This window comes from Rhodococcus sp. RCBS9 (assembly GCF_029457415.1).
Taxonomy (GTDB): Bacteria; Actinomycetota; Actinomycetes; order Mycobacteriales; family Mycobacteriaceae; genus Rhodococcus_F; species Rhodococcus_F qingshengii.
The window spans coordinates 3,093,782-3,118,577 of the sequence record NZ_CP120422.1; the positions used below are offsets into that span (position 1 = coordinate 3,093,782).

The window sequence follows — 24,796 nt, forward strand, 5'->3', positions numbered from 1 at the left end:
CCAATAGTTAGTCCATGACCTCACAATGCGACGGATGGATCCGCAATTACGTGGACGGCTCCTATGTCGAACCCGACGAGTCGTCGAGCTTCGATCAGGTCGACCCAGCAACGGGCCGTGTTCTCGCCCGGGTCCACGAGGCCGACAAGGCCCTGGTCGATCGGGCCGTGACCTCTGCCAGACGTGCTCTGGACAACGGTTGGGCCGATACGCCGGTTCGAGAGCGGACGGCTCTGCTGCGACGCGCTGCCGACCGGATCGAGGAGCGATTCGAAGAGTTCGTCGCCGCAGAGATGGCGGACACCGGCAAGCCGATCACGCAGGCACGCGAACTCGACGTCGCGCGCGCCCTGACGAACTTCCGCACCTTCGCCGACATCGTCGCCGCGGCGGGACAGGAATCGTTTGTCACGGATCTCGCGGGCGGCAAGCAGGCGCTGAACTACGCGATCCGCAAGCCGCTCGGCGTCGTCGCCGTGATCGTTCCGTGGAACCTGCCGCTGCTTCTCCTGACCTGGAAGGTTGCGCCCGCGCTCGCGTGCGGAAACTCCGTGGTGGTCAAACCTTCCGAGGAGACCCCGGCGACTGCGTCGTTGCTGGCCGAGGTGCTCGAAGAGGTCGGCCTGCCTGCCGGCGTCTACAACGTCGTCCATGGATTCGGTGCGAACTCGGCCGGCGAGTTCCTCACCACGCACCCCGGTATCGACGGGGTCACCTTCACCGGATCTTCGGCAACGGGTTCGCATGTCATGAAAACCGTTGCGCCGCGAGTCCGTCCGGTCTCGTTCGAGCTCGGCGGCAAGAACGCCGCGATCGTCTTCGACGACGTCGACATCGACGAAGCCCTGACGGGCCTGACCAAATCGGTGTTCACCAATACCGGCCAGGTCTGCCTGTGCACCGAGCGGGTGTACGTGCACCGCAGCATTTTCGAAGACATCGCCGGTGGACTCGTCGAGCGGGCAGCAGGACTGCGTCTGGGCGACCCGACGCTCGATCCAACGACGACCGGACCGCTCATTTCGCAGGCACACCGGAAGAAGGTACTCGACTACTTCGAGATCGCCGAGCAGGAAGGCGCGAAAGTGCTGACCGGCGGCGGTATTCCGGACCTCGGACAGGAACTGTCGGGCGGATCCTGGATCGAACCCACCCTGTGGACTGGCTTGACCAACAAGGATCGCGCCGTACGTGAGGAGATCTTCGGACCCGTCGCGGCACTCATTCCGTTCGAGACCGAAGCCGAAGCGATCGCCCTCGCAAACGACACCGAGTACGGCCTTGCTGCCTCCGTGTGGACCAACGACCTGCGCCGCGGACACCGCGTCGCGCAGAAGATGAACGTCGGAATCTCCTGGGTCAACACGTGGTTCACCCGCGAACTGCGATCTCCCTTCGGCGGCATGGGCCTGTCCGGCATCGGACGTGAGGGCGGCGAGTCCTCGCTGCACTTCTACACCGAACCGACGAATGTATGTGTGCAACTGTGAACATCGAAACCGCAAAAGTTTTCCAGAAATGAGCGAGGCGTGATGACAGCCCCCGAAGACACCGTATCCGCGCTCGCGCGTCGCCTCGACGACGCTGCGCAGACGCGCACCGACACCCCGAGCCTCGCCGACGAACACACCATCGACATCGACCAGGCCTACCGGATCCAGAACGAACTCCTCGAACGGCGCACCAGCCGTGGTGAATCGATTGTGGGCATCAAGCTCGGCTTCACGAGCAAAGCGAAGATGGCGCAGATGGGTGTCTCCGAAGTGATCGTCGGTCAGTTGACCGACGCGATGTGCGTGAGCAACGGCGGCGAAGTCGACCTGAGGACGTTCATTCATCCCAAGATCGAACCCGAAGTGGCATACCGCCTGTCGAAGGACGTCGATCTCGACGATCCGAACGTCGACATCGAAACCTGCGTCGACGCACTGGCTCCCGCAATGGAGATCATCGACTCGCGGTACCGCGACTTCCGCTTCACCTACACCGACGTCGTCGCTGACAACACCAGCGCTGCCGGGTACGTGATCGGGAGGTGGCTGCCGCTACAGAACGTCGAAGACCGTTCCGTACGTATGGAAGTCGGCGGCGAGACGGTAGTCGGTTCCACGTCGGCCATTCTCGGCGATCCGGTGCGAGCTCTGCATGCACTGCTCGACATCGCTCGTCGACGCCGAATCCCGTTGCGCGCCGGGCAGGTAATTCTGGCCGGTGCCGCCACAGCAGCTGTGCGACTCGACGAGGGCGTCGCACAGTGCACGATCGACGGACTCGGAACCGTCACGGTGAAAGGTGTGAAGCGATGAGTGGGGCGCAGGTCATCGAGAGGCTGGCGAAGCCGCGCGGAAAGTTCCCCCACGTCAAGGTGGTCGGCGATTTCGTCTATGTCTCCGGGACCAGTTCGCGTCGGCCCGACAACACGTTTGTCGGCGTCGCGGTCGACGAGATGGGGACCACGGCGCTCGACATTCGGGCGCAGACGCGTGCCGTCATCGAGAACATCGCGGCGATTCTCGCCGAAGTGGGTGGAGAACTGAGTGATCTGGTTCAGGTCACCTCCTACCTGGTGTCGATGAACGACTTCGGCGGATACAACGAGGTGTACGCCGAACTGTTCGACGAAAACGGTCCGACGAGAACGACTGTGGCTGTTCACCAGCTGCCCCACCCTCACCTGCTCATCGAAATTTCCGGCGTGGCGTACGTGCCCGCCTCCCGACGCTCGGCGTCCGAAGATACGGAGAATGCATCATGACCACGATTCCTCCCGTCATCGACTTCAAGAAGTGGATCGACGACAACCGCCACCTCCTGCAGCCGCCCGTCAACAATCAGACGATGGCGCTCGGAGACGATTTCATCGTGCAGGTCGTCGGCGGCCCCAACCAGCGGACCGACTACCACCTCGATCCGTACGAGGAGTGGTTCTACCAGCTCGAAGGCGACATCCACGTCAATGTCATGACCGAAGACGGTCCTCAGCGCGTCGACATTCGCGAGGGTGAAACTTGGTTGCTGCCAGGAGACATTCCGCATTCGCCGCAGCGTCCCACCGCGGGCTCGATCGGCCTGGTCATCGAACGCGTCCGCAAGGAAGGCACGCTCGAGAAGTTCCAGTGGTACTGCCTCGAATGTGATCACAAGATTCACGAGGTCGAACTTCAGGTGCGCGACATCGTGGCCGACCTTCCGCCGGTGTTCGTCAAGTTCTACGAGAGCGAAGAAGCCCGCACGTGTGACAAGTGCGGCACGCTCCATCCCGGCAAGGGCTGAGCTATGAGCAACCTGATCGACATCCACACCCACTACGTGCCCAACGGGTGGCCGGATCTGACCGAAGACGCGGGGCCGCAAGCGCCGTGGCTGAAGGTCGAGTCGGAAACCGAAGCAATGATCATGATGGGCACCAAGGAGTTCCGTCGCATCCAGTCCGATGCCTGGGACGCCGAGGTGCGGCTTCGGGACATGGATGCCGACGGCGTGCAGAAGCAGGTCGTCTCACCTACTCCGGCGTTCTTCAACTACGGCCGGAGCGGTGAGCAGGCAAGTCGCATTGCACGGATCTTCAACGACCTCGCACTCGAGATCGTGGAGCCGGCGAAGGATCGGTTGATTCCCTTCTGCCAGGTGCCTCTGCAAGACACCGACGCAGCGTGCCGTGAGTTGGAGCGGTGCATCGCGAACGGGCACCGCGGTGTCGAGATCGGCAATCATGTCGGCGATCTGGACCTCGACAGCGAGGGCGTGGTGACGTTCCTGCAGCACTGCGCGTCGCTGGACGTGCCGGTATTCGTGCACCCGTGGGACATGGCCAACTCTCCGCGCCTCGATCGCTGGATGGCGCAGTGGCTCACTGCGATGCCGGCCGAAACGCACCTGTCGATACTCGCACTGATTCTCGGTGGGGTGTTCGACAAGATCGACGATCGTCTCAAGATCGGATTTGCGCACGGTGGTGGATCTTTCGCGTTCTGGTTGGGACGGATGGAAAACGCCTGGCACGGCCGCAACGACATCATCGGTACGTCGCAGTTCCCGCCTTCGCACTACCTGGGAAGGTTCTACGTGGATTCCGTCGTCTTCGACGAGCGTGCGCTGCGACTGTTGGTGGACACGGTGGGGGTGGACCGTGTGATGGTGGGTAGTGATTACCCGTACCCCTTGGGGGAGCGTCCGGTCGGTGAGGTGGTTCGCAAGAGTGAGTTCTTGGACGATACTGCGCGCCAACTGATTTCGCGGGGGAATGCCGAACGCTTCCTGGGTCTCGTCTGAGGCCCCGGCTATACCTTTTCCGGTATGGCGGACGGTGAATTCGGCATTTGTGAGTCATGTCTCGAGCGAGCACAATTCCAAACACAACGATCGACGACGCTCGTGATACCGACAATCCCGAAGACGGGGTCGGTGACTACAGACTTCATCGTCCGCCTGCCCCATCCAATCGATAGGTTCCGCGATGTCAGACAAGATATCCAACAGCACTACGAGCGACGGAAAGCCGTTGCCGGAGAAAGCGGCCCGTAGCCGAGTTGCCATGGCAACCCTGGCCGGCACAACTCTCGAATGGTACGACTTCTTCCTCTACGGCACAGCCGCCGCGTTGATCTTCAACAAACAATTCTTCCCGAGCCTGAGCCCCACGGCCGGCACGCTGGCTGCCTTCAGCACCTTCGCCGTCGGGTTCATTGCACGGCCGGTGGGTGGACTCGTGTTCGGGCACTTCGGTGACCGGATCGGGCGCAAGGCCACGCTCGTGGTCTCATTGGTGATGATGGGCATCGGGTCCACACTCATCGGCCTCATCCCGAACTACGACTCCATCGGTTTCTGGGCGCCCGTCCTCCTGGTGGCGATGCGCGTCGTTCAGGGCATCGGTCTGGGCGGTGAAGGCGCCGGCGCGACACTCATGTCGATGGAGCACGCGCCGGCGGGGCAGAAGAATCTCTATGCAGGTTTCCCTCAGATGGGCACACCCGCCGGACTGGTTCTCGCCAACGGCATCTTCCTGACGACCAACGCCGTGATGTCGGACTCGGCATTCGCTTCGTGGGGTTGGCGAATCCCGTTCCTGCTCAGCTTCGTTCTGGTGGCGATCGGTCTGGTGATTCGCCTGCGCGTCACCGAGTCGCCGTCATTCGCCGGGATCATGGAGAAGGGCGAAATAGTCCGCTTCCCGCTGCGTGAGTCGCTCAAGGTCGGCTTCCCCCGTTTGTCTCTCACGCTTGCCGCGTGCTTGGCGAACTCCGCCGTGGCGTACGCCTTCATGGTGTTCACCCTGTCGTACGGAACTCAACATCTGGGCTACGACAAGCAATTCCTGGTGCTCAGCGTGACCGCGGCAGCAGTCCTGTGGTTCCTTTCCATCCCGTTCTGGACAAAGATCGCCGACAAGTACGGGCGTCGGCACATGTTCATCGGCGGATCAGCTGCAATCCTGTTGTGGTGCATCGTGTTCTTCCCGCTCCTCAACACCGAGAACAAAATGGTCGCCGTCATCGCGTTCCTGGGCATGGGCCTGATCGTTCCGGTCACACATTGTGTCCAGGGCAGCATCATCGCCGATACCTTCCCGGCCAAGGTCCGCTATTCCGGCTCGTCTCTGATCCTCCAGAGCGGTGCAATTCTCGGCGGTGGACTGGCACCGATGATCGCCACGGCTCTGCTCGACGCCACCGGATCTTCGGTCGGTGTGACCTGGTATCTCGCCGGGGTGTGCACGATCAGCCTGGTCGGCGCCATCGCACTGTTCAAGATTGTCCCCGATTCGTCGCGGGGCTTGGAGCACGAGGAGATTCGCGTCTCCGAAAACGCCTGAGTCCTGGTTGATCCGACATCGGCCCGTTCCCTCTGGAGGGAACGGGCCGATCGGCGTTTCACGGTCGCATGAGCTCAGTTGCAAAGGACTCCAGCGTCGCGATCAGGGCCTGCGCGGACGGACTCGACGTGCGAGTCGCCGACGAGGTGATGCCGACGCTGTGCCCGATCGGATCGAGTGTGATGGACAGGGTGGTCAAGCGCGCATCGTCGCGGGGGATGAGGCTCGGTAGTACCGCGATCATGTCGGTCTCGACCAGTAGCTGACGCACGGTGAGGAAAGAGGTTGCCTCGACCCGATTTTCGGGCAACGGCAAGCCGTTCCGGGCGAAGAACTCCTCGAGTTCGCGTCGGAGCACTGTCTCGACCCCGGGAAGGATCCAGGGGAAGCCGCGTAGTTCTTCGAGTTGGACGTCCTCGCGGTGAGCGAGCGGGTGATCTACGCGGGTGACGAGTTCGACGGATTCGGCGTAGAGGTTCCGTCTTGTCGCGGTGTCATCGGTAGGTGAGGTGAGCCGGCCGACGATCAGGTCGATTCGGCCCGCTTCCAGATCGGTGAGCAACTGCTCTGGCGTACCTTCGCGCACGACGACGGTGAGCAACGGGTGGTGAACCTTCAGGCGCGCGATAGCGCCGGGAAGCAGCACGTTGGATCCGGCGAGATGTGTTCCCACGATGACGGTTCCGCGATTGGCGTCGGCAAGTTCGACGACGTGTCGCCCGGCTTCGGTCAGCTGCGCGATCACGGCCCGTGCATGAGTTGTGAAGGCCTCGCCGAAAATGGTCGGGGTGATGCCGCGTGGGCCGCGGTCGAAGAGCGAGACGCCGAGAATGGACTCGATGTCGTGCAGACTCCGAGTCGCGACAGGTTGCGTGATGTGAAGTGCGGCAGCGGCGCCGACCACACTGCCCTGACGGCTCAATGCGTCGACGAGCAGGAGATGGCGGAGTTTGAGTCGCCCGTCGAGGAGCTTGGGCATGTCCATGGAGCAATCCTAGACGGGATTTCTCCGGGTGGGTAGGCGCCCGAAGTTGCTCAGGAGAAGGTGATTCCGATCGATTGGGACGAGGTGTACTTCTCCCAGGTTTCGCTGCTGTCCGGACTTCCCGTGTGCGCAAACGACGTCCAGTGCCGGCGTATCCGACGGCCCAGTGCGTCGATGCTCTGCCAGTCGCTGCTGCCCAGCATCGGTGAGCCCTGCCAGGACTGCTCGGTTCCCAACACGAAGGGTAGTTCTATGCAGTGAGTTGCTCCGAAGACGTCGTCCGTCGGTGCCCAGTCGAAGCGGTACGTGTACACCGACGCGCCGGCCGCTGTGAAGGTCTCGGCCAGCTCCATTGCCGGTTCGGCAAACATGTTCTGTGTCAGTGCCTTTTCGGCGACGTGTTCGGGATCGGGTACTCCCGCTACGTCGCGCACGAAAGCAGATCCCTCGTCTCGGGTGTATCCCACGATGACGTCAGGCGCTGTTTCGAAAGTTCGGATCACCGGTTCCAGTTCGGAGATCGGCGCGAAGGGCGGTTGCACGACATTGGGGGACCGCCGGCTGAACTCGACAGCCGTGCCGCGGAATGCGTCGAGAATGTGGAAGAGCGGCGCGGTCCGAGGATCTCCGTCGAGCAGTCGGGCAAACGTCTCCCCGTTCTCGATCGCGGCAGCCTGCGTGAAGTTGAGGTCCGGCCGTGGGGTGCTCTGCAGAATTGCTCGATGGAACAGGGTTCGAGAGTTGTTACTGCTCAACAGATTCACAATGGAATGAGCGCCGGCCGACTGACCGAATACGGTGACCGAGTCTGGGTCGCCGCCGAATGCCTCGATGTTCTCGCGCACCCACTCGAGCGCCGCGATCTGATCGTGTACCCCGAGATTGCCTTCGCTGACGCCGTCGAGGAGGAGGTATCCGAGCACGCCGACGCGATAGTTGACCGACACCACGACGACGTCGCCCTCGGCTGACAAAGCGCCGCCGTCGTACCAGGGGAGTGAGCCGCCGCCACTGGAGTACCCGCCACCGTGAAGCCACACCATCACCGGGCGATGACCGGTCAGCGACGGGGTTGTGACGGTGACGGTGAAGCTGTCCTCGCTGTGCTCCGGTTCGGGGAGCGGTGGCCCCATGATGCGTTCGAGTCGTGAAGGTGGTTGGGGGAAGACCGTTCCAAGCGCTGTGGCGTCGAAGACGTCGGAGAACGGTTCCACCGGTCGAGGCTTCTCGAAGCGCGGTGCGCTGGCGTAGGGGATCGCACCGAAGTAGTAGGAACCGTCACGCTTTCGGCCGCGGACCTTCCCCAAAGGGGTGGATGCGATCACCGTCTCGAACGAGGGCATGGGTTCCTTTCTTCTTGTGCATGCTTTTTCGAGCATGCCAGGTGGATGCCGCGGCACAAATGCCTTTGTGGTCGTGCGGTATGCGTTACGGCGTGAGTGCCTGTACCAGTCGATCTTCGAGTCGCGTCGTCACTCGGCTGTATACGGAACCGTCGTCCAGTGCCCGGGACATCACGATCGCCCCTTGGATCCCGGCCACGGCTTCTTCGGCGAGTCCGATGGAATCTTCGGCACCGACGAGTGCCGCCTCGAGAGCCGCTGTCCATTCGTCGAAGTATGTTCGGACCCTGGCGCCGAAGCGGTTTCGCTCTTCACCGAGTGCAAATGCGCCGAACAGGCAAATGCGTTGCCCTGACCGAAAGTAGTCGCCCGCGGTAGCGAACATGCTCTGGATGCGCTGCCTCGGTGGAACCGATTCTGCTCGAAGAGGTTCGAAGACTTCGGCGCGAAACCATCTGTCGACCTCGTCGAGCACCGCCTCGGCCATCTCTTCCTTCCCGCGCGGAAAGAAGTTGTAGAGACTGCCTTTGCCCAAACCGGTGTGTTCGGTGATCACGGCCAGGCTTGCTCCGTCGAACCCGTAGGTTCGAAACACGTTCGCGAGAGCGGGAATCGTGTCCGAGCGTTCAGCTACCTGTCTGGCCATGGATTCATCCTTTCATCACAGACCCAACTCGCTCAGGCCCGGATGATCGTGCGGGCGTGGTCCGGTCGGATCCCAGAAGAACTTTCGCTCGGACTCCTCGATGGGAACGTCGTTGATGCTGGCATGACGGTGGTGCATGAGTCCGTCGGCGTCGAATTCCCAGTTCTCGTTGCCGTAGGAGCGGAACCACTGCCCGTCGTGATCGTGCCACTCGTACGCGAATCGCACTGCGATGCGGTCGTCGCTGTGTGCCCACAACTCTTTGATCAACCGGTAGTCCAGTTCGCGGGTCCACTTCTCGGTCAGAAGTTCGACGATCTCGGATCGGCCGGTGACGAACGTCGACCGATTACGCCACCAACTGTCCGGCGTGTAGGCCAGTGACACCTTGTGCGGGTCGCGGGAGTTCCATCCGTCCTCGGCGAGGCGGACCTTCTGGACGGCAGTTTCGTGAGTGAAGGGCGGAATCGGTGCTCGGACGGTCATTGCGGGGCCTCTCGATCAGATATGTACCTATCGGTACAGACTTTACCGATAGGTACAACAAGAGTCCAGTGAACGACTTCGGCCGCCCCCCACCGAAGCGGGAGCGGCCGAAAGAGTCGAACAGGAAGAGCTAGCGCGCGCGACGAGCGAGGCGCTCGGAATCCGAGATCAGGACGCTCTTGCCTTCGAGGCGAAGCCATCCGCGGTGTGCGAAATCAGCGAGCGCCTTGTTGACGGTCTCGCGGGAAGCGCCGACGAGCTGGGCGATCTCTTCCTGCGTGAGGTCGTGAGTGACGCGCAGGGCGCCACCTTCCTGAGTGCCGAAGCGCTGCGCGAGCTGCAGGAGCGCCTTGGCGACACGGCCGGGAACGTCCGTGAAGATCAGGTCGGCCAGGGTGTTGTTGGTACGACGCAGACGGCGGGCGAGAACGCGCAGAAGCTGCTCGGCGATCTCGGGGCGCTGCTGGATCCATGCCTTGAGAGCGTCGCGGTCCATGCTCACGGCGCGAACCTCGGTGACGGTCGTAGCCGTCGAGGTGCGGGGGCCGGGGTCGAAGATGGACAGTTCGCCGAACATGTCGGACGGGCCCATGATCGTCAGCAGGTTCTCGCGACCGTCGGGTGAGCGTCGACCGATCTTCACCTTGCCGGACACGATGATGTACAGGCGGTCACCGGGTTCACCTTCGTTGAAGATGACATGTCCACGGGGGAAGTCGACGGGCTGCAGCTGCTTTGTCAGCGCCGCTACCGCTGAGGGCTCGACTCCTTGGAAGATGCCGGCTCTTGCCAGGACGTCGTCCACGTGCGCTCCTTGTTGGGATTTGTTCGTTTGTGGTGTCATTTTTGCGCTATCTATCTTTGTACCCTCGCTGCGCACAAACCGTCGTACACAGGCTCAGCCCTCATGAGTGAGACACTGTGTCCAATGCAATCTGTGTTCAATGCAACAGGTACGGCATCGAAGTCTACGTCCCGTTAGCTCGCGACGAGTGATTGATGCCACGTAAGAGCCGAAAATTCTTCCGGAATCTGCTGCGGTGACTACTTTGTATGGCCGTCAACTTGCCCGTTGTGTCCGGATTTCGCCCAGGCTGGCGCTCTCGGGAGCCTCCGACTGACGGCCCTTACGCTTCCGGTGGAAGCGGGCGAACGCATGGGGAAACCCATCGCTTGCCAGGCGGGCGACGTCGTCGTGACTTGCCTGGTCGAGGAAGTCTTCTACTTCATGCTCTTGGACCGAGAGCCGACGCAATCGCCCTTCGACTCGTTCCATCGCCAGGGCAAAGAGCATAAGCAGTAGCGGAAAGAGAATTACTGCGAGTCCTTGCATAGGGGGAAGTAAACACGTCGAAGGTCTCAGAATCGACACGACGGAGTCTCCACTCATGTCGTATCCGTACAGTTGTCTGAGTGCAGACCACCCCGACAGGCAGTTCAGAGCAGCGGAAGAAACCGCGTTCGGGGGGTGCGCGGAAGGAAGAATCACACCTCGGATTGGTACGCCGGGCGCGTCGGATGAATCGTGAGCTCGCTGTGGCTTTCCCACACGTGTACTGCGAACTCGACTTCACGACTCCGTTGGAACTGGCAGTGGCGACAATCCTGTCGGCGCAATGCACCGACGTCCGCGTCAACATGGTCACGCCGGCACTCTTCGCCCGTTATCCCGACGCAAAGGCATACGCGGAAGCCGATCGGACCGAACTCGAGGAGTACATCCGCTCCACCGGCTTCTACCGGAACAAGACGACGTCGCTGATCGGACTCGGTCAGGCGCTACTCGAACGCCACGACGGGCAGGTCCCGAACAAGCTCGAAGATCTGGTGAAACTCCCAGGCATCGGACGCAAGACCGCGAACGTCGTGCTGGGCAATGCCTTCGACATTCCGGGAATCACCGTCGACACCCACTTCGGTCGGCTCGTGCGTCGGTGGAAGTGGACCGAGGAAGAAGATGCCGTCAAGGTGGAACACGCCGTCGGGGCACTGATCGAACGTAAGGAATGGACTCTGCTCTCGCATCGCGTGATCTTTCACGGCCGACGGGTCTGCCACGCGCGCAAGCCCGCATGCGGTGTGTGTGTCCTGGCCAAGGACTGCCCGTCGTACGGTCTCGGCCCGACCGACAAAACCGAGGCCGCGGCCCTGGTGAAAGGCCCCGAGGCCGATCATCTGCTCGCCCTGGCAGGGTTGTGATCGCCGATGACAAGTGCCGGAAGATGGTCTCTCGCTGCGCTCGTGGTCGTCGCGGCTCTCGTCGTGGCGATCTGGCCGCGCGGAGGAGACGACACGACGCCCACGTCGACGGGCCCGTCCTCGTCCGCGTATCAGCCGCCGACGTTCACTCCGTCGTCGGAATCGCTCGATCAACTCCGTAGCCAGGCGGCTCTGGCTTCCTGCCCGACTCCGACCGGCGAAGCGCCTGCCGGCTCGGCTCTCGCCGGAATCACCCTCGACTGCGTCTCCGACGGAGCGCCCGTCGACCTTGCCGCAGCGGTGGGCGGAAAGCCGACTCTGCTCAATCTGTGGGCGTACTGGTGCGCGCCATGCGCCGAAGAGCTTCCGTACCTTCAGGAATTCGCGGAGCGCGCCGACGGCAGCATCAACGTGCTGACCGTGCATTCGGATCCGAATCAGGAGAACGCTTTGACGCGACTCATCGACTACTCGGTGCGTTTGCCCGGCGTCCAGGACGGTGACGGCAAGGTACGGATCGCAGTGGGCGCACCGCCGGTGCTGCCGGTGTCGGTGCTCGTGCGCGCGGATGGAACAGTCGCCAAGGTCTTGCCCCAACCCTTCCGCAGTGCGGACGAGATCGCCGCCGCTGCGGCGCAATATCTGGGAGTCGTCGTATGAGTACACCGGTTCCCGAGTGGTTGCGCGCTGTCGCCAGCACCCAGCCCACCGATCCCCATCGGATCAACCCAGTCCTCGCGCGTCGCGCGCCGCGCGGCACCGTGACGCGTCCGGCCGCGGTGCTCGTGCTCTTCGGCGGACCGCGTGAGGCAGACCCTCTCGCCGTCGGCGGCTTGCCGGAGGGCGCAGACGTCCTGCTGACCCAACGGGCGTCGACGATGCGTCAGCACAGCGGACAGGTCGCATTCCCCGGCGGTGCCGCCGATCCGGGCGACGACGGCCCCGTCGGCACCGCGCTGCGTGAAGCGCAGGAGGAGACCGGGCTCGATCCGAGCGGAGTTCAGCCCCTCACCGTGCTGCCGGAGATCTTCATCCCGCCGTCGGGTTTCGACGTGACGCCGGTGCTCGGCTACTGGGAGCAGCCGACGACGGTGGGCATTCAGGACGAGGGCGAGGTCGGACGGGTGGCCCGGGTGCCGCTGCGCACGTTGCTCGACCCCGACAACCGGTTTCAGGTTCGACATCCCCTCGGGTACCAGGGCCCGGCGTTCCGCGCCGACGGCATGCTGGTCTGGGGGTTCACAGCAGGAATCCTCGCGGCGCTGTTCACGGTGTCGGGCTGGGAGATTCCGTGGAACTACGAGGACGTGAGAGACCTGGACACAGCGCTGTCCGAGTTCGGTGAAGGTGTCGAGGATTCGGCGGTGCCGCGATGACAGGTTCTCGTTGGGTGGACATCGCCATCGTTCTGGTTGCCCTCATCGCGGCCACGTCCGGATGGCGTCAGGGTGCGGTGGCGTCGGCGCTGGCGTTCGTCGGCGTGATCCTCGGTGCCGTCGCCGGGATTCTGTTGGCGCCGCACCTGCTCGTGCACGTCACCGAAGGCAAGCTGCGCATCCTCGCGGGCATCTCGCTGATCGTCGTGTTGGTCATCATCGGCGAGGTCGCCGGCATGGTGCTCGGACGCGCGGCGCGCAGCGGAATGCACAGTCCGACGGCGCGATCCGTCGACAGCGTCATCGGTGCGGGTCTACAGGCGGTGGCTGTCGTGGTCGCGGCGTGGTTGCTCGCGATTCCGCTCACTTCCTCGTCGCAGCCGAATATTGCCGCCGCTGTTCGTGGTTCGGACGTTCTCGCCAGCGTGGACGAAGTGGCGCCGCAGTGGCTGCGCCGCATCCCGACCGAGTTCTCGGCGCTGCTCGACACCTCCGGCCTGCCTGACGTCATCGGCCCGTTCGGGCGCACGCCCATCACCGAGGTCGAAGCACCCGACGCGAGCGTTCTCGCCAGTCCGTTGGCGGCGCAGTTGCGTCCGAGTGTTCTCCGCATCAACGGCGTCGCACCGAGTTGCCAGCGCGCGCTCGAGGGATCCGGATTCATCGTCGCCCCCGAACGCGTCATGACCAACGCCCACGTGGTTGCCGGAACCGAGAGCATCACCGTGGACACCATGGAAGGCGCACTGCCCGCGCAGGTGGTTCTCTTCGACTCCGCCGTGGACATCGCGATTCTGGCGGTTCCCGGATTGGACGCGCCGGTGCTGCCGTTCGCTCCGGAGCAGGCTCGGACCGGTGACAACGCGTTGGTGCTCGGTTACCCCGGCGGTGGTCCGTACACGGCCAGCGCAGCCCGCGTTCGTGAGGTCCTCAACCTGAACGGGCCGGACATCTACAAGGCCGGAACCACCCAGCGTGAGGTCTACACCGTCCGCGGATCCATCCGGCAGGGCAACTCGGGTGGACCGATGGTCGACGATCAGGGGCGGGTCCTCGGCGTCGTGTTCGGCGCTGCCGTCGACGACAGTGACACCGGATTCGTCCTCACCGCGCAGGAAGTCTCGCGCCAGTTGAACGCGGCTGCCTCGGCATCGACGCCCGTACCGACGGGCGCGTGCATCCTGTAGCGGTCACTTCTCCGTAAGGAGGAAGTCCCCGAGTTCGCGATTGACGCGCTCGGGGGCTTCCTGATGCGCGTAATGACCGACTCCGGCAATGGTGCGCAGTTTCTCGCCGGGAGCCCAGTGCTTGTCGCGACGCACGGTACGGGTGAGCACGTACGGGTCGAGTTCGCCGTGAATCTGGACGATCGGAATGCGAAGAACCTGATCCATCAAACGCATGAAACGTCGGCCCTCGGGGCGGAGCTGGCTGCGGAAGGCCCAACGCTGGTACTCCAACGTGGAATGCGCGACGCCCGGGATCCGGATCGCGGACCGCATCTTGCTCATGACGTCTGCGAATTCGGGTTGCTGCGGCCAGGTGGGGCCGGACCGCGAGCGAACCAGACGCTCCACTTCGGCGCCGTTGTCGGCCGTCAACCGACGTTCCGGGCGTAGCGGTACCTGATAGGCCAGGAACGAGGGCAAAAGCGCGCGGCGCTGATAGGGGTCGCGGACGACTGCTTTCTTGAGCGCCATCGGGTGTGGAGACGAGATCAGCGCGATCGACCGCACCAGGCGTGGATGCAGGAGCGCGGTCGCCCAGCACACCAACCCGCCGTCGGCATGACCGATCAGCGTGGCCTTGCCGTAACCCATCGCACGAATGAGGCCGGCTACGTCACCGGCGAGCGTCCAACCGTCGTAGCCGCGAGGGGGCTTGTCGGAATCGCCGTACCCACGAAGATCCATGGCGACGACGCGGAATCCCTGCTCCGACAGTGCCGTCAACTGATGGCGCCAGGACCACCAGAAATCGGCGAATCCGTGCAACAGGACCACCAACGGAGCATCCGGCTCCGCGTCGCCTACCTCGACGACGTGAAACCGGATGCCGTTGGCGTGAATGTCCCGGTGAATCCAGGGGCCGTCGAACCTGACGGTGGATGGATCTGGGGCTGCCACTTTCGATCAGACTCGCTACCGGCGCGCGTTGAAATCGACAGACGGCTTTGCGTCGTCATGGCTGCCGGGGATGACGTTCTTGGCCTGCTTGAGCGATTCGATCGTCTTCTCCGGAGCCCTCAGCTTGCGCACGCGCAGATAACCGAGCAGCGCCAGAATCGCGGTGGTCACCACCATGATCAGGAAGACGATGAGGAACGCCAGCCAGCGCGGCACCCAGGTGTCGAGCATCTCGGCCAGGAAGAAAAAGAAGAAGAACGAGCTGAACAGCAGAACCGTGAAGGCCAGGATGAAGAAGACGCTGCCCTGCAGACCCTTCTTGACCTCGCCCGTCACCTCGGCCTTGGCAAGTTCGACCTCGGCGCGCACGAGGGTGGAGACCTGTGCGGTCGCGTCCTTGACGAGGGCCCCGATGGTGGCCTCGCCCGGCGTGCGGGCGTCCACATCGGTGAGAGGGATGGAAGAGACCGTGTTCGGTACTCCATCTCCGGTGAAGCGCTGGCTCTCTCCGTTGGTCAAGCTCACTTGTCGACCTCTCCAGGTAGTTCTCTCGCGTCCGTGGCAATGGCGGTGGAAGCGTCGTCTCGAGCCGCATGAACTCGTCCACGTCGCCACAGCAGCGCTGATCCGATCAGCGATGCCACCAACGATGTCACGAGAACTGCGGCCTTCGCTATCTCGGCCTCGCTGCCATCGCCGACCCCGTCCAATGCGAGGTCTGCTACAAGCAGGCTAACGGTGAACCCGATGCCACCGAGAACTGAGAGGGCAAACATGTCTCTCAATTCCAGTGTCTTGGGTTTGGTTGCTATCCCTAATTTGATCGCGAGCAGGGAAATTCCGAAGATTCCGACGGTTTTGCCGACCAGAAGACCGACGACAACCGATTGCCCGACGGGGTCGGTGAAAATGTCGCCGAGCACCGCCGCGTTGATCGGAACACCGGAGGCGAACAGTGCGAAGACGGGGACACAGAAGCCTGCAGAGTAGGGCTGAATACGGTGCTCGAGACGGTTACCGGGCGCGTACTCCTCGTCCGGATCGCGCCTCACCCGGGTGAGTAAGCCGAGCGCGACGCCCGCGAGTGTGGCGTGTATCCCCGCTTCGTGCATCGCGTACCAGGTCAGTAGTGCCAGCGGGACGTAGAGGAACGGCGTCGTGATGCGTTTGTGTTGGGCGTAGGCGTAGGCAGCCAGGGCTGCGGCCGCGGTCAGCAGCCACAACATCGCGAGGGAACCGGTGAACAGTACGGCGATGAGGATGATCGCGAGCAGATCGTCGACGACGGCCAGGCTGAGCAGGAAAACTCGGGCGCTCGCCGGGATCTTCGAGCCGGTCAGCGCGAGCACGCCGAGGGCAAAAGCGATGTCCGTCGCGACGGGAATGGCCCAGCCCTTGTCCATGCCGGGCGTGCCGAAACCGATGGACGCCGCGATGATCGCGGGGACCAGGACGCCGCCGCACGCCGCGATGATCGGGAGCATCGCGGCTTTGCGGTCCGCGAGTTCGCCGACCACCAGTTCACGTTTGAGTTCGAGGCCGGCGACGAAGAAGAAGACGGCAAGCAGTCCGTCCTGCGCCCACGTGCCCAAGCTGAGGTCGAGATGGAGTGCGGACGGACCGATCTGGAAGTCACGTAGTGCGATGTAGCTCTCACCGAAAGGCGAGTTCACCCAGATCAGAGCGAGGGCGGCAGCGATCAGGAGGATCGATCCGCCCACCGTTTCGGTGCGGAGGTAGCGGGACAGTTCGGAACGCAGGGTGGAGATCACGCGTGGGGACGACCTTTGTTCGTGCAACCGAATTCGGATGCAACAGACATGAACGTGATCGACGTTGTGACGCATCGAATGCACGTGCCGACCAGACTTCCCGGCTCACCTTTACGGAATTTTATCGCGGATTGCCCGCTGAGCCGAATTCGCGAACCGAATTTGCGTCGGAAAACCCCGCGGGTGTTCAATTCCTACTGATTGGGACACTATCCCACCAATTGGACATCTTTCGTATAACGGCGCAGGAGCATGTTTTGAGCACGTCAGTCAGTGAGAATCCACCCAAGCCGGAGGGCGGCGACGCAGATACCGTCGCCGGAGTGCCGCGCAGCCGAATCGTGGTCGCCAGCATGGTGGGTACGTCCATCGAGTTCTACGACTTCTACATCTATGCAACAGCGGCAGTATCGGTGTTCCCGCACCTGTTCTTCCCGAAGGGCAACGACACCACCGCGCTTCTCGCGTCGTTGGCGACGTTCGGACTCGCGTTTGTCGCCCGTCCCCTCGGCTCGATTCTCTTCGGGCACTTCGGTGACCGCGTCGGACGCAAGGCAACTCTGGTCGGCTCGCTGCTGACGATGGGTATCGCGACCTTCCTCATCGGACTGTTGCCCACTTATCACCAGATCGGTCTACTGGCCCCGGCGCTGTTGGCGCTCATGCGTTTCTGCCAGGGCCTCGGACTCGGCGGCGAATGGTCGGGCGCGGCTCTGCTCGCGACCGAGACGGCCAAGGAAGGCAAGCGGGCCTGGGCGGCGATGTGGCCGCAACTCGGTGCGCCCATCGGCTTCTTCATGGCCAACGGACTGTTCCTGATCATCACGTTGTTCATGAACCACGACAATTCCAGCCCGGACCTCGAGGGTGCCTTCCTGAGTTGGGGATGGCGAATTCCGTTCCTGCTCAGCGCAATCATGGTGATGATCGGCCTGTACGTCCGGCTCAAGCTCGAGGAAACCCCGGTGTTCGCGCGCGCAGTCGAGCGCGGCGAGAAGGTCAAGACTCCGGTCGCCGAGGTATTCAAGACCAGTTGGCGTCAGCTGATCATCGGTACGTTCGTGATGCTCGCGACGTACACGCTGTTCTACATCATGACCACCTGGGTTCTCAGCCACGGAACCGGCAAGACGCCGGCCGACGGTGGAACCGGTGCGGGCTTCAAGTACACCGATTTCCTTGTCCTGCAGCTCATCGCAGTCGTGTTCTTCGCTGCCGCCGTGCCGGTCTCGGGTTGGCTCGCCGACCGTTACGGGCGTCGTATCACCTTGCTGATCATCACCGGTCTGATCATGGTGTTCGGCTTGACCTTCGGTGTCTTCCTCGAACCGGACGGAATGAACGACGGTCGCATGTTGGCGTTCCTCATCGTGGGCATGCTGCTCATGGGCCTGACCTTCGGCCCGATGAGTGCCGTTCTCCCAGAACTCTTCCCGACCAACGTCCGCTACACGGGCTCGGGAATCGCGTACAACACGGCCAGTATTCTGGGCGCAGCGGTGGCGCCGTTCATCGCCGTCTACCTCGCGAAGAACTACGGCGTCGGTTGGGTCGGCATCTATCTTCTCGTAGCGGCGACGCTGACTTTTGTCGCGCTGCTGGTCATGCGTGAGACGAAGGGTGAGTCGCTCGACGATGTAGGGGCATAACCCTGCTGTGCGCCTTTATTAACCCCCGGCGGTTAATAAAGGCGCACAGCAGTTGTCAGGGAAGCTGAGCAGGCAGGACGTGCTCACCGGTCTTGTCGGTGCTCAAGGCCAGGGAGCTGATGTACTGCTTCTCGCCGTTCGGACCGGGCACGTTCGACGCGAGCATGTCGGGACGCTCGAATTCGATTCCGCTGACGCAGCACAGAAGCGTTTCACCGGAGGGGTTCCCGTACTCGTCGAACATCGGCAGATCGATGCCGTCGTCGGTGCGTCGTAGGTAGTACTTTCCCTTGGTGGCGACGGCCAGGATCGGCGGCATCACCAGTGCGATGACGATTGCGACGATCGGGGAGAACGGCTTGATCGCCGAACCGAAAGCACCGAAGAACACCAGGATCGAAATGCCCGCGGCCAGCAGCATCGACACGAAGCCGACGGGGTTGACGTCGTAGAGCATCCCGCGTCGGAACTCGGGGACTTTCGGGGAGAGCTTCAACCAGTACTTGTTGATCGCGATGTCCGAGGCGACGACCACGACCCAGGCGATACCGCAGTTGGCGTAGAACCCGAGGATCGTGTTGAGGAAGTCGAACATGTTGGCTTCCATCAAGATCAGTGCGATCGCCAGGTTGACCAGAACGAAGACCATGCGTCCGGGGTAGGTCTTGGTGACGCGGGTGTACGAGTTGGTCCAGGCCAGTGAGCCGGAGTACGCGTTGGTGACGTTGATCTTGATCTGGCTGATGACCACGAGGATCACGGCCAGCGTCATGGCCAGCCAGTGAGGCATCATGTCCTGGTAGATCTCGAGGAACTGGTGCACGGGCTGATTGGCGATCGAGGATCCGTCGACGACGTTCGCGATGATGTACACGGCGAGGAACAGTCCGACGATCTGCTTGAACGCGCCGAAGATCACCCAGCCGGGGCCGGCGAGAATTACTGCAGCCCACCAACGGCGGGTGTTTTCCGGCGTCTTGGGCGGCATGAAGCGTAGGTAGTCGATCTGCTCGGCGATCTGTGCGATCAGCGACAAGCAGACACCCGCGGCCAGCATCACCGATCCGAAGTTGACGCCCTTGCCGTTTGCGCCGTCCTCACCGCCGAAGGCGAAGAACGCGCTCACCGAATCAGGGTGCTTGAACAGCAGATACAGGAACGGCAGCACCATCATGACGAGCCACAGAGGCGTCGTCCACACTTGGAGCTTTGCCAGAGCCTTCATTCCGTAGATGACCAGTGGAATGACCATCAGGGTCGAGACCGCGTAGCCGATCGAGAGTGGGATCCCGAGCCCCAGTTTCAAACCCTGGGCCATGATGGAACCTTCGAGCGCGAAGAAGATGAAGGTGAACGTCGCGAAGATGACGTTGGTGACCACCGAGCCGTAGTAGCCGAAACCGCTTCCACGAGTGATCAAATCGAGGTCGATATTGTATCGCGCGGCATAGTAGGCGAGTGGGAAGCCGGTCGCCATGATGACGACGGCAAACACGGCGATGCCCAGCAATGCGTTACCGGTGCCGTACGAGATGCCGATGTTGGCGCCGATCGAGAAGTCTGCGAGATACGCGATTCCGCCGAGCGCGGAGGTCGCGACGACGCCGGTTCCCCATTTGCGGTAGCTGCGTGGCGCAAATCGGAGGGTGTAGTCCTCCAGAGTCTCCTTCAGTGCGGCATTCTCACCGAGATCTGCCCTGTCCGGTGCGCCGGCGGACACCTGCTCGTTCACTGCTGTCATGACGTCACTTCCCCTGGGTGCCTGTGCATGTGCACTTTGTGGTGCAGGCACCCAACCTAGGGAGGTGGCGTTACGCGGACATGTTTGAAATGTGTCGCCCACGTTGCGGATTCGATCCGCAACGTGAGCGAGCACTCATGGGACTTTCTTTACCTGTATCTGATCACCAACTGCCCGCGCCTGCAAGGCGAGTGGCTGCGTCCCGACCGGCCGAAGGTCGAGAACGGCGGCGGCCACCGGGTCGGCCAAGACGTTCCGGATGGTCCGGCGCAGGCCACGTGCTCCGTACACCGGGTCGAACCCGCGCCGTTGCAACAGGGCGACGGCGCTGTCCTCCACCTCGACGTCGATGCCTCTCCTGGCCAACCGAGTCGTGATCAGTTCGATCTCGAGACGGGTCACTTGTTCCGCGGTCTGTTCGTCGAACTCGTCGAGGATCACGGTTTCGTCGATGCGGTTGAAGAATTCGGGGTCGAAGAACTTCTCCAACGCGCGTTGCACCAGATGATGACCATGGCGCGGTCGATCGATCCGGACGCGATCGGCGAGCTGCCGCAGGTGAGAGCGCCGACGTTCTGCCACCGCAGCAGAGCCGAGATTCGAGGTCAGGAACACGTAGCTGTTGCGGAACGAGATCTTCTGCTGACCGTTCGCCAACCGGAGTTCGCCGTTGTCGAGGACCTGCAGGAGCGCACGCAGCACGGTGGGGTCGGCCTTCTCCACTTCGTCGAACAGGACGATTCCGGGGGTGTACGGATCGCCCTCGACGGTGTTCTTGTCGAACAGCGTGAAGGACTCCTTGCTACCGGCATATCCAGGTGGAGCCCCGGAGAATGACGCCGCATAATGCTCTTGCGCAAGAGCATTCATGTCGATGCGGCACAGATCATCGGGTCCTGACCGTAGTTCTGCGGCCACGCGCCGCACCAATTCCGTCTTGCCGACGCCGGTCGGGCCAACGAGAAGGATGTTTGCGAGCGGACGCGTCGGATCCGTGGCACCGACATGCGCGATCGAAATCGCACGAACCACTGCGTCGACGGCGGCCTGTTGTCCGACGATCTTGGAACTCAGGGCTTTCGAGAGCTTGCGAGCGTCGAAGGCCCCGACCGGTACGGGTTCGGTTCGTTCCTCGGCCGGCGGTGGTGCTGCTGCACTGTTCCGGTCATGGAGCATGTCGGTGATATAAGGCACAGTGAGATCCTTACGCTTCGATTGTCTTCTCGACCGGCAGGTTTCCGACGCGACAATCCGCTACACCCACTGTGTCTCGGGTGATGGCCTCGACGCGTTCCTGAGCCTTCTGGGCGTCGGTGACCCACAGCTTGTAGAACTCGAACGGGCAGTCCGCGACGCCCTTGTCTCCGTCACCTGCTGCGTGGACACCGGAGTAGCCGCGATGGAGGAGTTTGAAGATGTGGTTCTGGGACTGATCGTTCTCGCGTGCGTCGCGAATGGCTGAGACGGAAAGCTGCGCGTACTGGATTCCGTATTCTTCTTCGCCGGTTTCACCCAGCGTCCGGCCGTCGAATCCGATGATCGCGGAGTGTCCGAAGTAGGAGTAGACGCCGTCGAATCCGGCCGCATTGGCAACTGCCACATAACAATTGTTGGCCCAGGCCATTGCCTTGGACATCATCACCTGCTGGTCCTTGGCGGGGTACATGTATCCCTGGCAACGGACGATCAGTTCCGCACCCTTCATCGCGCAGTCGCGCCAGATCTCCGGGTAGTTGCCGTCGTCGCAGATGATGAGCGAGATCTTCAGCCCCTTCGGGCCTTCGGTGACATACGTCGTGTCTCCCGGGTACCACCCTTCGATGGGGCACCAGGGCAGGATCTTTCGGTACCTCTGAACGATCTCGCCCTTGTTGTCGATGAGGATCAACGTGTTGTACGGGGGCTTGTTCGGGTGGTCTTCGTGCTGTTCGCCGGTGATGGAGAAGATTCCCCACGTGTCGGCTTCGCGGCACGCTGCGGAGAAGATCGCGGTCTCGTCGCCCGGGATGGTGGCTGCTGTCGCGTACATCTCCTCTTCGTTGTACATGATTCCCTGCGTGGAGTATTCGGGGAAGACCACCAGATCCATTCCGGGGAGGCCGGTCTTCATGCCGATCATCATGTCGGCGATCTTGCGCGCGTTCTCGAGGACGCCGGCGCGATCGTGCAGGCGGGGCATCTTGTAGTTGACCACTGCTACGCCGACCGTGTCGTTGCTCGAGGAGATGTCACCGTGTCGCATTGTCTTTCACTCCTTGGTTGTGTCGATCAGTTGAAGGCTGGACGGGATTGGGGTACTGCGGTTTTGGGTGCAGCGAGGATCTTGGCCAGGCCCAGGAGAACCAGAAGTGCTCCGGCCCAACCGGCCGCGACGGCGGGTGTGGTGTGGAAGTTGTCGGTCAGGATCAGAAATGCGGGGACCGTGCACGTGGGCTGGCTCAGGAGGACCGCTGCCCAGCCGGTGAAGCGACTGAGATTCTCGCGGCCGAGCCCGAGTACCAGGAAGAACAGCGTCCACAGCGCTGCCCATGCGAGCCAGATGACCCCGAAGACGGGGTCGTTGCTCACTGTGAAAGAGAGGAAGGAGTACACGAGCGCGGCGCACGCGACGAACAGCGAGAACCACCCGATTCCTTCCGGCTCGAAGCCGGCGAGATTGCTGATGCCCACGTAGAGATAGGTGAATCCGAACAGATAGAGCCCTGAGGCCGCCAGGACGGCACTCGAATCTCCCTGAGCCTGAATCAACATGACGGTGGGGACGACGCATTGAAGTGCGCCGACGAAGAGGTTGAGGACCGAGGCGGATCGAACGGGAACTGTGCCGAGCAGCATCAGTCCGTTGACGAAGAGGACGGCTCCCACGTAAAGCAAACCAACACTGCCCATCGGGCACCTCCGGTTACTTCGGGACGGTTACTTCGGGACGGGTTACTTTCAAATGAAATGATTCCAAATGAAACTAAGTGATGCGCGCCACAGAAGTCAAGAGGGAGATCTCAGGGAAAATCTCAGAGCGTTGCGATGATCGAGAAGTCGAGTCCGTCGGCGACGGCGAGCTGAATCTTCTGCCGTGCAACACGATCACGAAACTCGACGGTTCCGCGAGGCCCGTCGTACGCGGCACCCTCGACGACGGCGTCCAGGTCACGCGGATGAGTGCTGTCGGCGCGCCGCACCAGGGCCGAAAGGGTATGTATCCCTTCGTAACACGATTCGGCGGCATTGTTCAGCGCCGGAGCGTGCGCGCCGTGCAGTGCAACGTAGCGCCCGAGAAGATCCATGGAGTTGCCGTCGGCCATCGAACGGAAGTACGCGGCGGAGGCAAACAGGTTGCGGGTTGCCCTCGGCCCGCTCGCGAGCAGCATGTTCTCTTCCATCAACGGGCTGAACCGGATCATCGACTCGTCGAGGCCGCGGCGGGCGAAGGCGCGGTTGAAATCGACGGCGTCCTGGCCGACGAGGAGCATGATCACGCCGTCGCAACCGGAGTTCGAGACGGTCTCGACCAGTTGTTTCATGTTGCCGCGCCCCAGGTCGACAAACGAACCGCCGACAAGGCTGAGATCGAGTTCGGTGGCGAATTGCCTCACGGCTCCGAGAGAGCTGTGCGGCCAGATGTAGTCGTCCCCGACGACAAACCACTTACGCGCTCCGACGTTGTCGCGCAGCCACTTCAGCGCCGGCGCGATCTGCTGCCGTGGTGTTTCGCCGGAGCAGTAGATGCCGGACCTGACCTCGCCGCCCTCGTAGAGCGAGGTGTACGAGTACGGAATGCGGTCCGCGACCACGGGTGCAAGAGCGTGGCGGACAGAGGAGATGTGCCAACCGCTGACGGCGTCGATGTCGCCGGCGTCGAGTAGTTGTCCCACGCGGGCGGCGACGACGCTCGGCGAAGCGCCGCCGTCGATCACTTCGATCTGGACTTCGCGTCCCAGCACGCCACCGGAGTTGTTGAGGTCGCGGGCGGCCAACTCGCTGATTGCTTCGCAGGAGGGGCCGAACAGTCCGGCCGGCCCCTGAAGGGGAACCACCATGCCCAGGCGCCACACCGCGCTGCGCGCGCGTTCGAGCGCGCCGGTAGCGCTCATGCGTCGCCGCCGGAATCGGGAGTCAGCGGCCTGGCCTGGGTTACTATCATTTCATTTGAAAGTATTGCCCGAGAAGTGTGAACTGCGCAACAGCGGGGGAGCGATCAGTGGGAAAAAGTGACTCCGGAATTCTTGATGCGTCGCTGACGACTGCGCTGGTCCGAGCAGCTCGAATGGCCGCGGCAGCGGCGGAGAAGGCGCTGGCGGCAGAGAATCTCACTCTTGATCACTGGATGACGCTCGAAGCCCTGGCGTCGACCGAGGGGCTGACGATGGCTGAGCTGCGCGATCGAACGGGAACACCGGCTCCGACGCTGACGCGAGTTGCGGACAAGTTGGTCTCGCTCGCGCTCATCTACCGCGAAGTCGGGGAGGACGACCGTCGGAAGGTACGCGTGTTTCTCTCCTCGCGCGGAAAGTCCTTGCACAAGAGGGTTGCCGCAGACATCCGGGTAGCCGAGGAGTCCTGGCTGACGTCGAAAGAGGAAGTGAAGTTGCGAGAGGGGCTTCGCCCCTGTGTGCCTTTCCGGTAGTGGGGACTACCAAAAAGGCGCACAGGGGCCGAAG

The 24,796-nt window shown here is 62.6% G+C and carries 26 protein-coding genes; 12 read left to right on the forward strand and 14 right to left on the reverse strand.

The annotated features are described in order from the left end of the window. The first annotated feature begins 14 nt into the window (after positions 1-14). From P0M12_RS14625 to P0M12_RS14650, 6 genes are all read left to right on the forward strand, one after another. Positions 15-1,490, forward strand: a complete 1,476-nt coding sequence (locus P0M12_RS14625; RefSeq protein WP_277377881.1) for a 2-hydroxymuconic semialdehyde dehydrogenase — start codon at positions 15-17, stop codon at positions 1,488-1,490. A gap of 42 nt (positions 1,491-1,532) precedes the next feature. Continuing rightward, the gene (locus tag P0M12_RS14630) at positions 1,533-2,306 is read left to right on the forward strand and encodes a fumarylacetoacetate hydrolase family protein (protein WP_003943526.1); all 774 of its coding nucleotides are present in this window, start codon (positions 1,533-1,535) and stop codon (positions 2,304-2,306) included. Further along, the gene (locus P0M12_RS14635; protein ID WP_063315191.1) at positions 2,303-2,755 is read left to right on the forward strand and encodes a RidA family protein; all 453 of its coding nucleotides are present in this window, start codon (positions 2,303-2,305) and stop codon (positions 2,753-2,755) included. The genes P0M12_RS14630 and P0M12_RS14635 overlap by 4 nt, the downstream gene beginning before the upstream one ends. After that, on the forward strand, positions 2,752-3,273 hold the full coding sequence (locus tag P0M12_RS14640; RefSeq protein ID WP_003943511.1) for a 3-hydroxyanthranilate 3,4-dioxygenase: 522 nt from the start codon (positions 2,752-2,754) through the stop codon (positions 3,271-3,273). The genes P0M12_RS14635 and P0M12_RS14640 overlap by 4 nt, the downstream gene beginning before the upstream one ends. A gap of 3 nt (positions 3,274-3,276) precedes the next feature. After that, positions 3,277-4,272, forward strand: a complete 996-nt coding sequence (locus P0M12_RS14645) for an amidohydrolase family protein (RefSeq protein WP_042446676.1) — start codon at positions 3,277-3,279, stop codon at positions 4,270-4,272. A gap of 184 nt (positions 4,273-4,456) precedes the next feature. Further along, the gene (locus tag P0M12_RS14650; protein ID WP_042446679.1) at positions 4,457-5,815 is read left to right on the forward strand and encodes an MFS transporter; all 1,359 of its coding nucleotides are present in this window, start codon (positions 4,457-4,459) and stop codon (positions 5,813-5,815) included. 58 nt (positions 5,816-5,873) lie between these two features. On the opposite strand, the gene P0M12_RS14655 is transcribed toward P0M12_RS14650, so the two are convergent. From P0M12_RS14655 to P0M12_RS14680, 6 genes are all read right to left on the reverse strand, one after another. After that, the gene (locus P0M12_RS14655; RefSeq protein WP_003943516.1) at positions 5,874-6,800 is read right to left on the reverse strand and encodes a LysR substrate-binding domain-containing protein; all 927 of its coding nucleotides are present in this window, start codon (positions 6,798-6,800) and stop codon (positions 5,874-5,876) included. A 50-nt stretch (positions 6,801-6,850) separates the two neighbouring features. Then, a complete protein-coding gene (locus P0M12_RS14660; RefSeq protein WP_228401742.1) occupies positions 6,851-8,143 on the reverse strand; it encodes a carboxylesterase family protein in 1,293 nt (430 codons plus the stop codon). Positions 8,144-8,228: 85 nt separating this feature from the next. Further along, positions 8,229-8,789 (reverse strand): TetR/AcrR family transcriptional regulator, encoded by a 561-nt coding sequence (locus P0M12_RS14665; RefSeq protein WP_054827456.1) that lies wholly within the window; start codon positions 8,787-8,789, stop codon positions 8,229-8,231. Positions 8,790-8,804: 15 nt separating this feature from the next. Beyond that, on the reverse strand, positions 8,805-9,275 hold the full coding sequence (locus tag P0M12_RS14670) for a nuclear transport factor 2 family protein (protein WP_007732407.1): 471 nt from the start codon (positions 9,273-9,275) through the stop codon (positions 8,805-8,807). A 130-nt stretch (positions 9,276-9,405) separates the two neighbouring features. Continuing rightward, positions 9,406-10,080, reverse strand: a complete 675-nt coding sequence (locus P0M12_RS14675; protein WP_003943506.1) for a Crp/Fnr family transcriptional regulator — start codon at positions 10,078-10,080, stop codon at positions 9,406-9,408. A gap of 255 nt (positions 10,081-10,335) precedes the next feature. Continuing rightward, entirely contained in the window at positions 10,336-10,608 is a 273-nt protein-coding gene (locus P0M12_RS14680) for a hypothetical protein (protein WP_019746620.1), read from the reverse strand. A gap of 80 nt (positions 10,609-10,688) precedes the next feature. Between P0M12_RS14680 and nth the strand changes: the two genes are divergently transcribed. From nth to P0M12_RS14700, 4 genes are read left to right on the forward strand one after another with little or no spacing between them, the layout of a single operon-like run. Further along, a complete protein-coding gene (gene nth / locus P0M12_RS14685) occupies positions 10,689-11,474 on the forward strand; it encodes an endonuclease III (RefSeq protein ID WP_083059337.1) in 786 nt (261 codons plus the stop codon). 6 nt (positions 11,475-11,480) lie between these two features. Continuing rightward, positions 11,481-12,134, forward strand: a complete 654-nt coding sequence (locus P0M12_RS14690; RefSeq protein WP_003943500.1) for a TlpA disulfide reductase family protein — start codon at positions 11,481-11,483, stop codon at positions 12,132-12,134. After that, positions 12,131-12,850, forward strand: coding sequence for a CoA pyrophosphatase (locus P0M12_RS14695; RefSeq protein WP_063315187.1), 720 nt, complete (start codon positions 12,131-12,133; stop codon positions 12,848-12,850). Before P0M12_RS14690 ends, P0M12_RS14695 begins: the two co-directional genes overlap by 4 nt. After that, a complete protein-coding gene (locus P0M12_RS14700; protein ID WP_003946095.1) occupies positions 12,847-14,037 on the forward strand; it encodes a MarP family serine protease in 1,191 nt (396 codons plus the stop codon). The genes P0M12_RS14695 and P0M12_RS14700 overlap by 4 nt, the downstream gene beginning before the upstream one ends. Positions 14,038-14,040: 3 nt before the next feature. On the opposite strand, the gene P0M12_RS14705 is transcribed toward P0M12_RS14700, so the two are convergent. Genes P0M12_RS14705 through nhaA form a run of 3 tightly spaced genes read right to left on the reverse strand, consistent with a single transcriptional unit; the run spans position 14,041 to position 16,748 of the window. Continuing rightward, the gene (locus P0M12_RS14705; RefSeq protein WP_007732412.1) at positions 14,041-14,976 is read right to left on the reverse strand and encodes an alpha/beta hydrolase; all 936 of its coding nucleotides are present in this window, start codon (positions 14,974-14,976) and stop codon (positions 14,041-14,043) included. Between the two features lie 15 nt (positions 14,977-14,991). Further along, entirely contained in the window at positions 14,992-15,501 is a 510-nt protein-coding gene (locus tag P0M12_RS14710; protein WP_007732413.1) for a phage holin family protein, read from the reverse strand. Further along, positions 15,498-16,748 carry a Na+/H+ antiporter NhaA gene (gene nhaA, locus P0M12_RS14715; RefSeq protein ID WP_064443033.1) on the reverse strand — a complete coding sequence of 417 codons (1,251 nt, stop codon included), beginning with the start codon at positions 16,746-16,748 and terminating at the stop codon, positions 15,498-15,500. The genes P0M12_RS14710 and nhaA overlap by 4 nt, the downstream gene beginning before the upstream one ends. Positions 16,749-17,005: 257 nt before the next feature. On the opposite strand from nhaA, the gene P0M12_RS14720 reads away from it, so the two are divergent. Next, positions 17,006-18,397, forward strand: coding sequence for an MFS transporter (locus P0M12_RS14720; protein ID WP_003946096.1), 1,392 nt, complete (start codon positions 17,006-17,008; stop codon positions 18,395-18,397). Between the two features lie 55 nt (positions 18,398-18,452). On the opposite strand, the gene P0M12_RS14725 is transcribed toward P0M12_RS14720, so the two are convergent. From P0M12_RS14725 to P0M12_RS14745, 5 genes are all read right to left on the reverse strand, one after another. Then, on the reverse strand, positions 18,453-20,138 hold the full coding sequence (locus P0M12_RS14725; RefSeq protein ID WP_047270014.1) for a membrane protein: 1,686 nt from the start codon (positions 20,136-20,138) through the stop codon (positions 18,453-18,455). A 135-nt stretch (positions 20,139-20,273) separates the two neighbouring features. Continuing rightward, positions 20,274-21,332, reverse strand: a complete 1,059-nt coding sequence (locus P0M12_RS14730) for an AAA family ATPase (protein ID WP_007732419.1) — start codon at positions 21,330-21,332, stop codon at positions 20,274-20,276. Positions 21,333-21,342: 10 nt separating this feature from the next. Then, the gene (locus tag P0M12_RS14735) at positions 21,343-22,380 is read right to left on the reverse strand and encodes an aliphatic amidase (RefSeq protein ID WP_003946093.1); all 1,038 of its coding nucleotides are present in this window, start codon (positions 22,378-22,380) and stop codon (positions 21,343-21,345) included. Between the two features lie 26 nt (positions 22,381-22,406). Next, positions 22,407-23,027, reverse strand: a complete 621-nt coding sequence (locus P0M12_RS14740; protein ID WP_054187038.1) for an AmiS/UreI family transporter — start codon at positions 23,025-23,027, stop codon at positions 22,407-22,409. 122 nt (positions 23,028-23,149) lie between these two features. Continuing rightward, positions 23,150-24,229 (reverse strand): substrate-binding domain-containing protein, encoded by a 1,080-nt coding sequence (locus P0M12_RS14745; protein ID WP_277377882.1) that lies wholly within the window; start codon positions 24,227-24,229, stop codon positions 23,150-23,152. Between the two features lie 107 nt (positions 24,230-24,336). Here P0M12_RS14745 and P0M12_RS14750 point away from each other — a divergent pair, with 107 nt between their 5' ends. Beyond that, positions 24,337-24,762, forward strand: coding sequence for a MarR family transcriptional regulator (locus tag P0M12_RS14750; protein ID WP_042446697.1), 426 nt, complete (start codon positions 24,337-24,339; stop codon positions 24,760-24,762). Positions 24,763-24,796 lie beyond the last annotated feature (34 nt).

Bases quoted from the DNA above. Each gene is read 5' to 3' on its own strand.
- P0M12_RS14625 (WP_277377881.1), top strand. From the start codon at position 15: ATGACCTCACAATGCGACGGATGGATCCGCAATTACGTGGACGGCTCC.
- P0M12_RS14630 (WP_003943526.1), top strand. From the start codon at position 1,533: ATGACAGCCCCCGAAGACACCGTATCCGCGCTCGCGCGTCGCCTCGAC.
- P0M12_RS14635 (WP_063315191.1), top strand. From the start codon at position 2,303: ATGAGTGGGGCGCAGGTCATCGAGAGGCTGGCGAAGCCGCGCGGAAAG.
- P0M12_RS14640 (WP_003943511.1), top strand. From the start codon at position 2,752: ATGACCACGATTCCTCCCGTCATCGACTTCAAGAAGTGGATCGACGAC.
- P0M12_RS14645 (WP_042446676.1), top strand. From the start codon at position 3,277: ATGAGCAACCTGATCGACATCCACACCCACTACGTGCCCAACGGGTGG.
- P0M12_RS14650 (WP_042446679.1), top strand. From the start codon at position 4,457: ATGTCAGACAAGATATCCAACAGCACTACGAGCGACGGAAAGCCGTTG.
- P0M12_RS14655 (WP_003943516.1), bottom strand. From the start codon at position 6,800: ATGGACATGCCCAAGCTCCTCGACGGGCGACTCAAACTCCGCCATCTC.
- P0M12_RS14660 (WP_228401742.1), bottom strand. From the start codon at position 8,143: ATGCCCTCGTTCGAGACGGTGATCGCATCCACCCCTTTGGGGAAGGTC.
- P0M12_RS14665 (WP_054827456.1), bottom strand. From the start codon at position 8,789: ATGGCCAGACAGGTAGCTGAACGCTCGGACACGATTCCCGCTCTCGCG.
- P0M12_RS14670 (WP_007732407.1), bottom strand. From the start codon at position 9,275: ATGACCGTCCGAGCACCGATTCCGCCCTTCACTCACGAAACTGCCGTC.
- P0M12_RS14680 (WP_019746620.1), bottom strand. From the start codon at position 10,608: ATGCAAGGACTCGCAGTAATTCTCTTTCCGCTACTGCTTATGCTCTTT.
- P0M12_RS14690 (WP_003943500.1), top strand. From the start codon at position 11,481: ATGACAAGTGCCGGAAGATGGTCTCTCGCTGCGCTCGTGGTCGTCGCG.
- P0M12_RS14695 (WP_063315187.1), top strand. From the start codon at position 12,131: ATGAGTACACCGGTTCCCGAGTGGTTGCGCGCTGTCGCCAGCACCCAG.
- P0M12_RS14700 (WP_003946095.1), top strand. From the start codon at position 12,847: ATGACAGGTTCTCGTTGGGTGGACATCGCCATCGTTCTGGTTGCCCTC.
- P0M12_RS14725 (WP_047270014.1), bottom strand. From the start codon at position 20,138: ATGACAGCAGTGAACGAGCAGGTGTCCGCCGGCGCACCGGACAGGGCA.
- P0M12_RS14735 (WP_003946093.1), bottom strand. From the start codon at position 22,380: ATGCGACACGGTGACATCTCCTCGAGCAACGACACGGTCGGCGTAGCA.
- P0M12_RS14740 (WP_054187038.1), bottom strand. From the start codon at position 23,027: ATGGGCAGTGTTGGTTTGCTTTACGTGGGAGCCGTCCTCTTCGTCAAC.
- P0M12_RS14745 (WP_277377882.1), bottom strand. From the start codon at position 24,229: ATGAGCGCTACCGGCGCGCTCGAACGCGCGCGCAGCGCGGTGTGGCGC.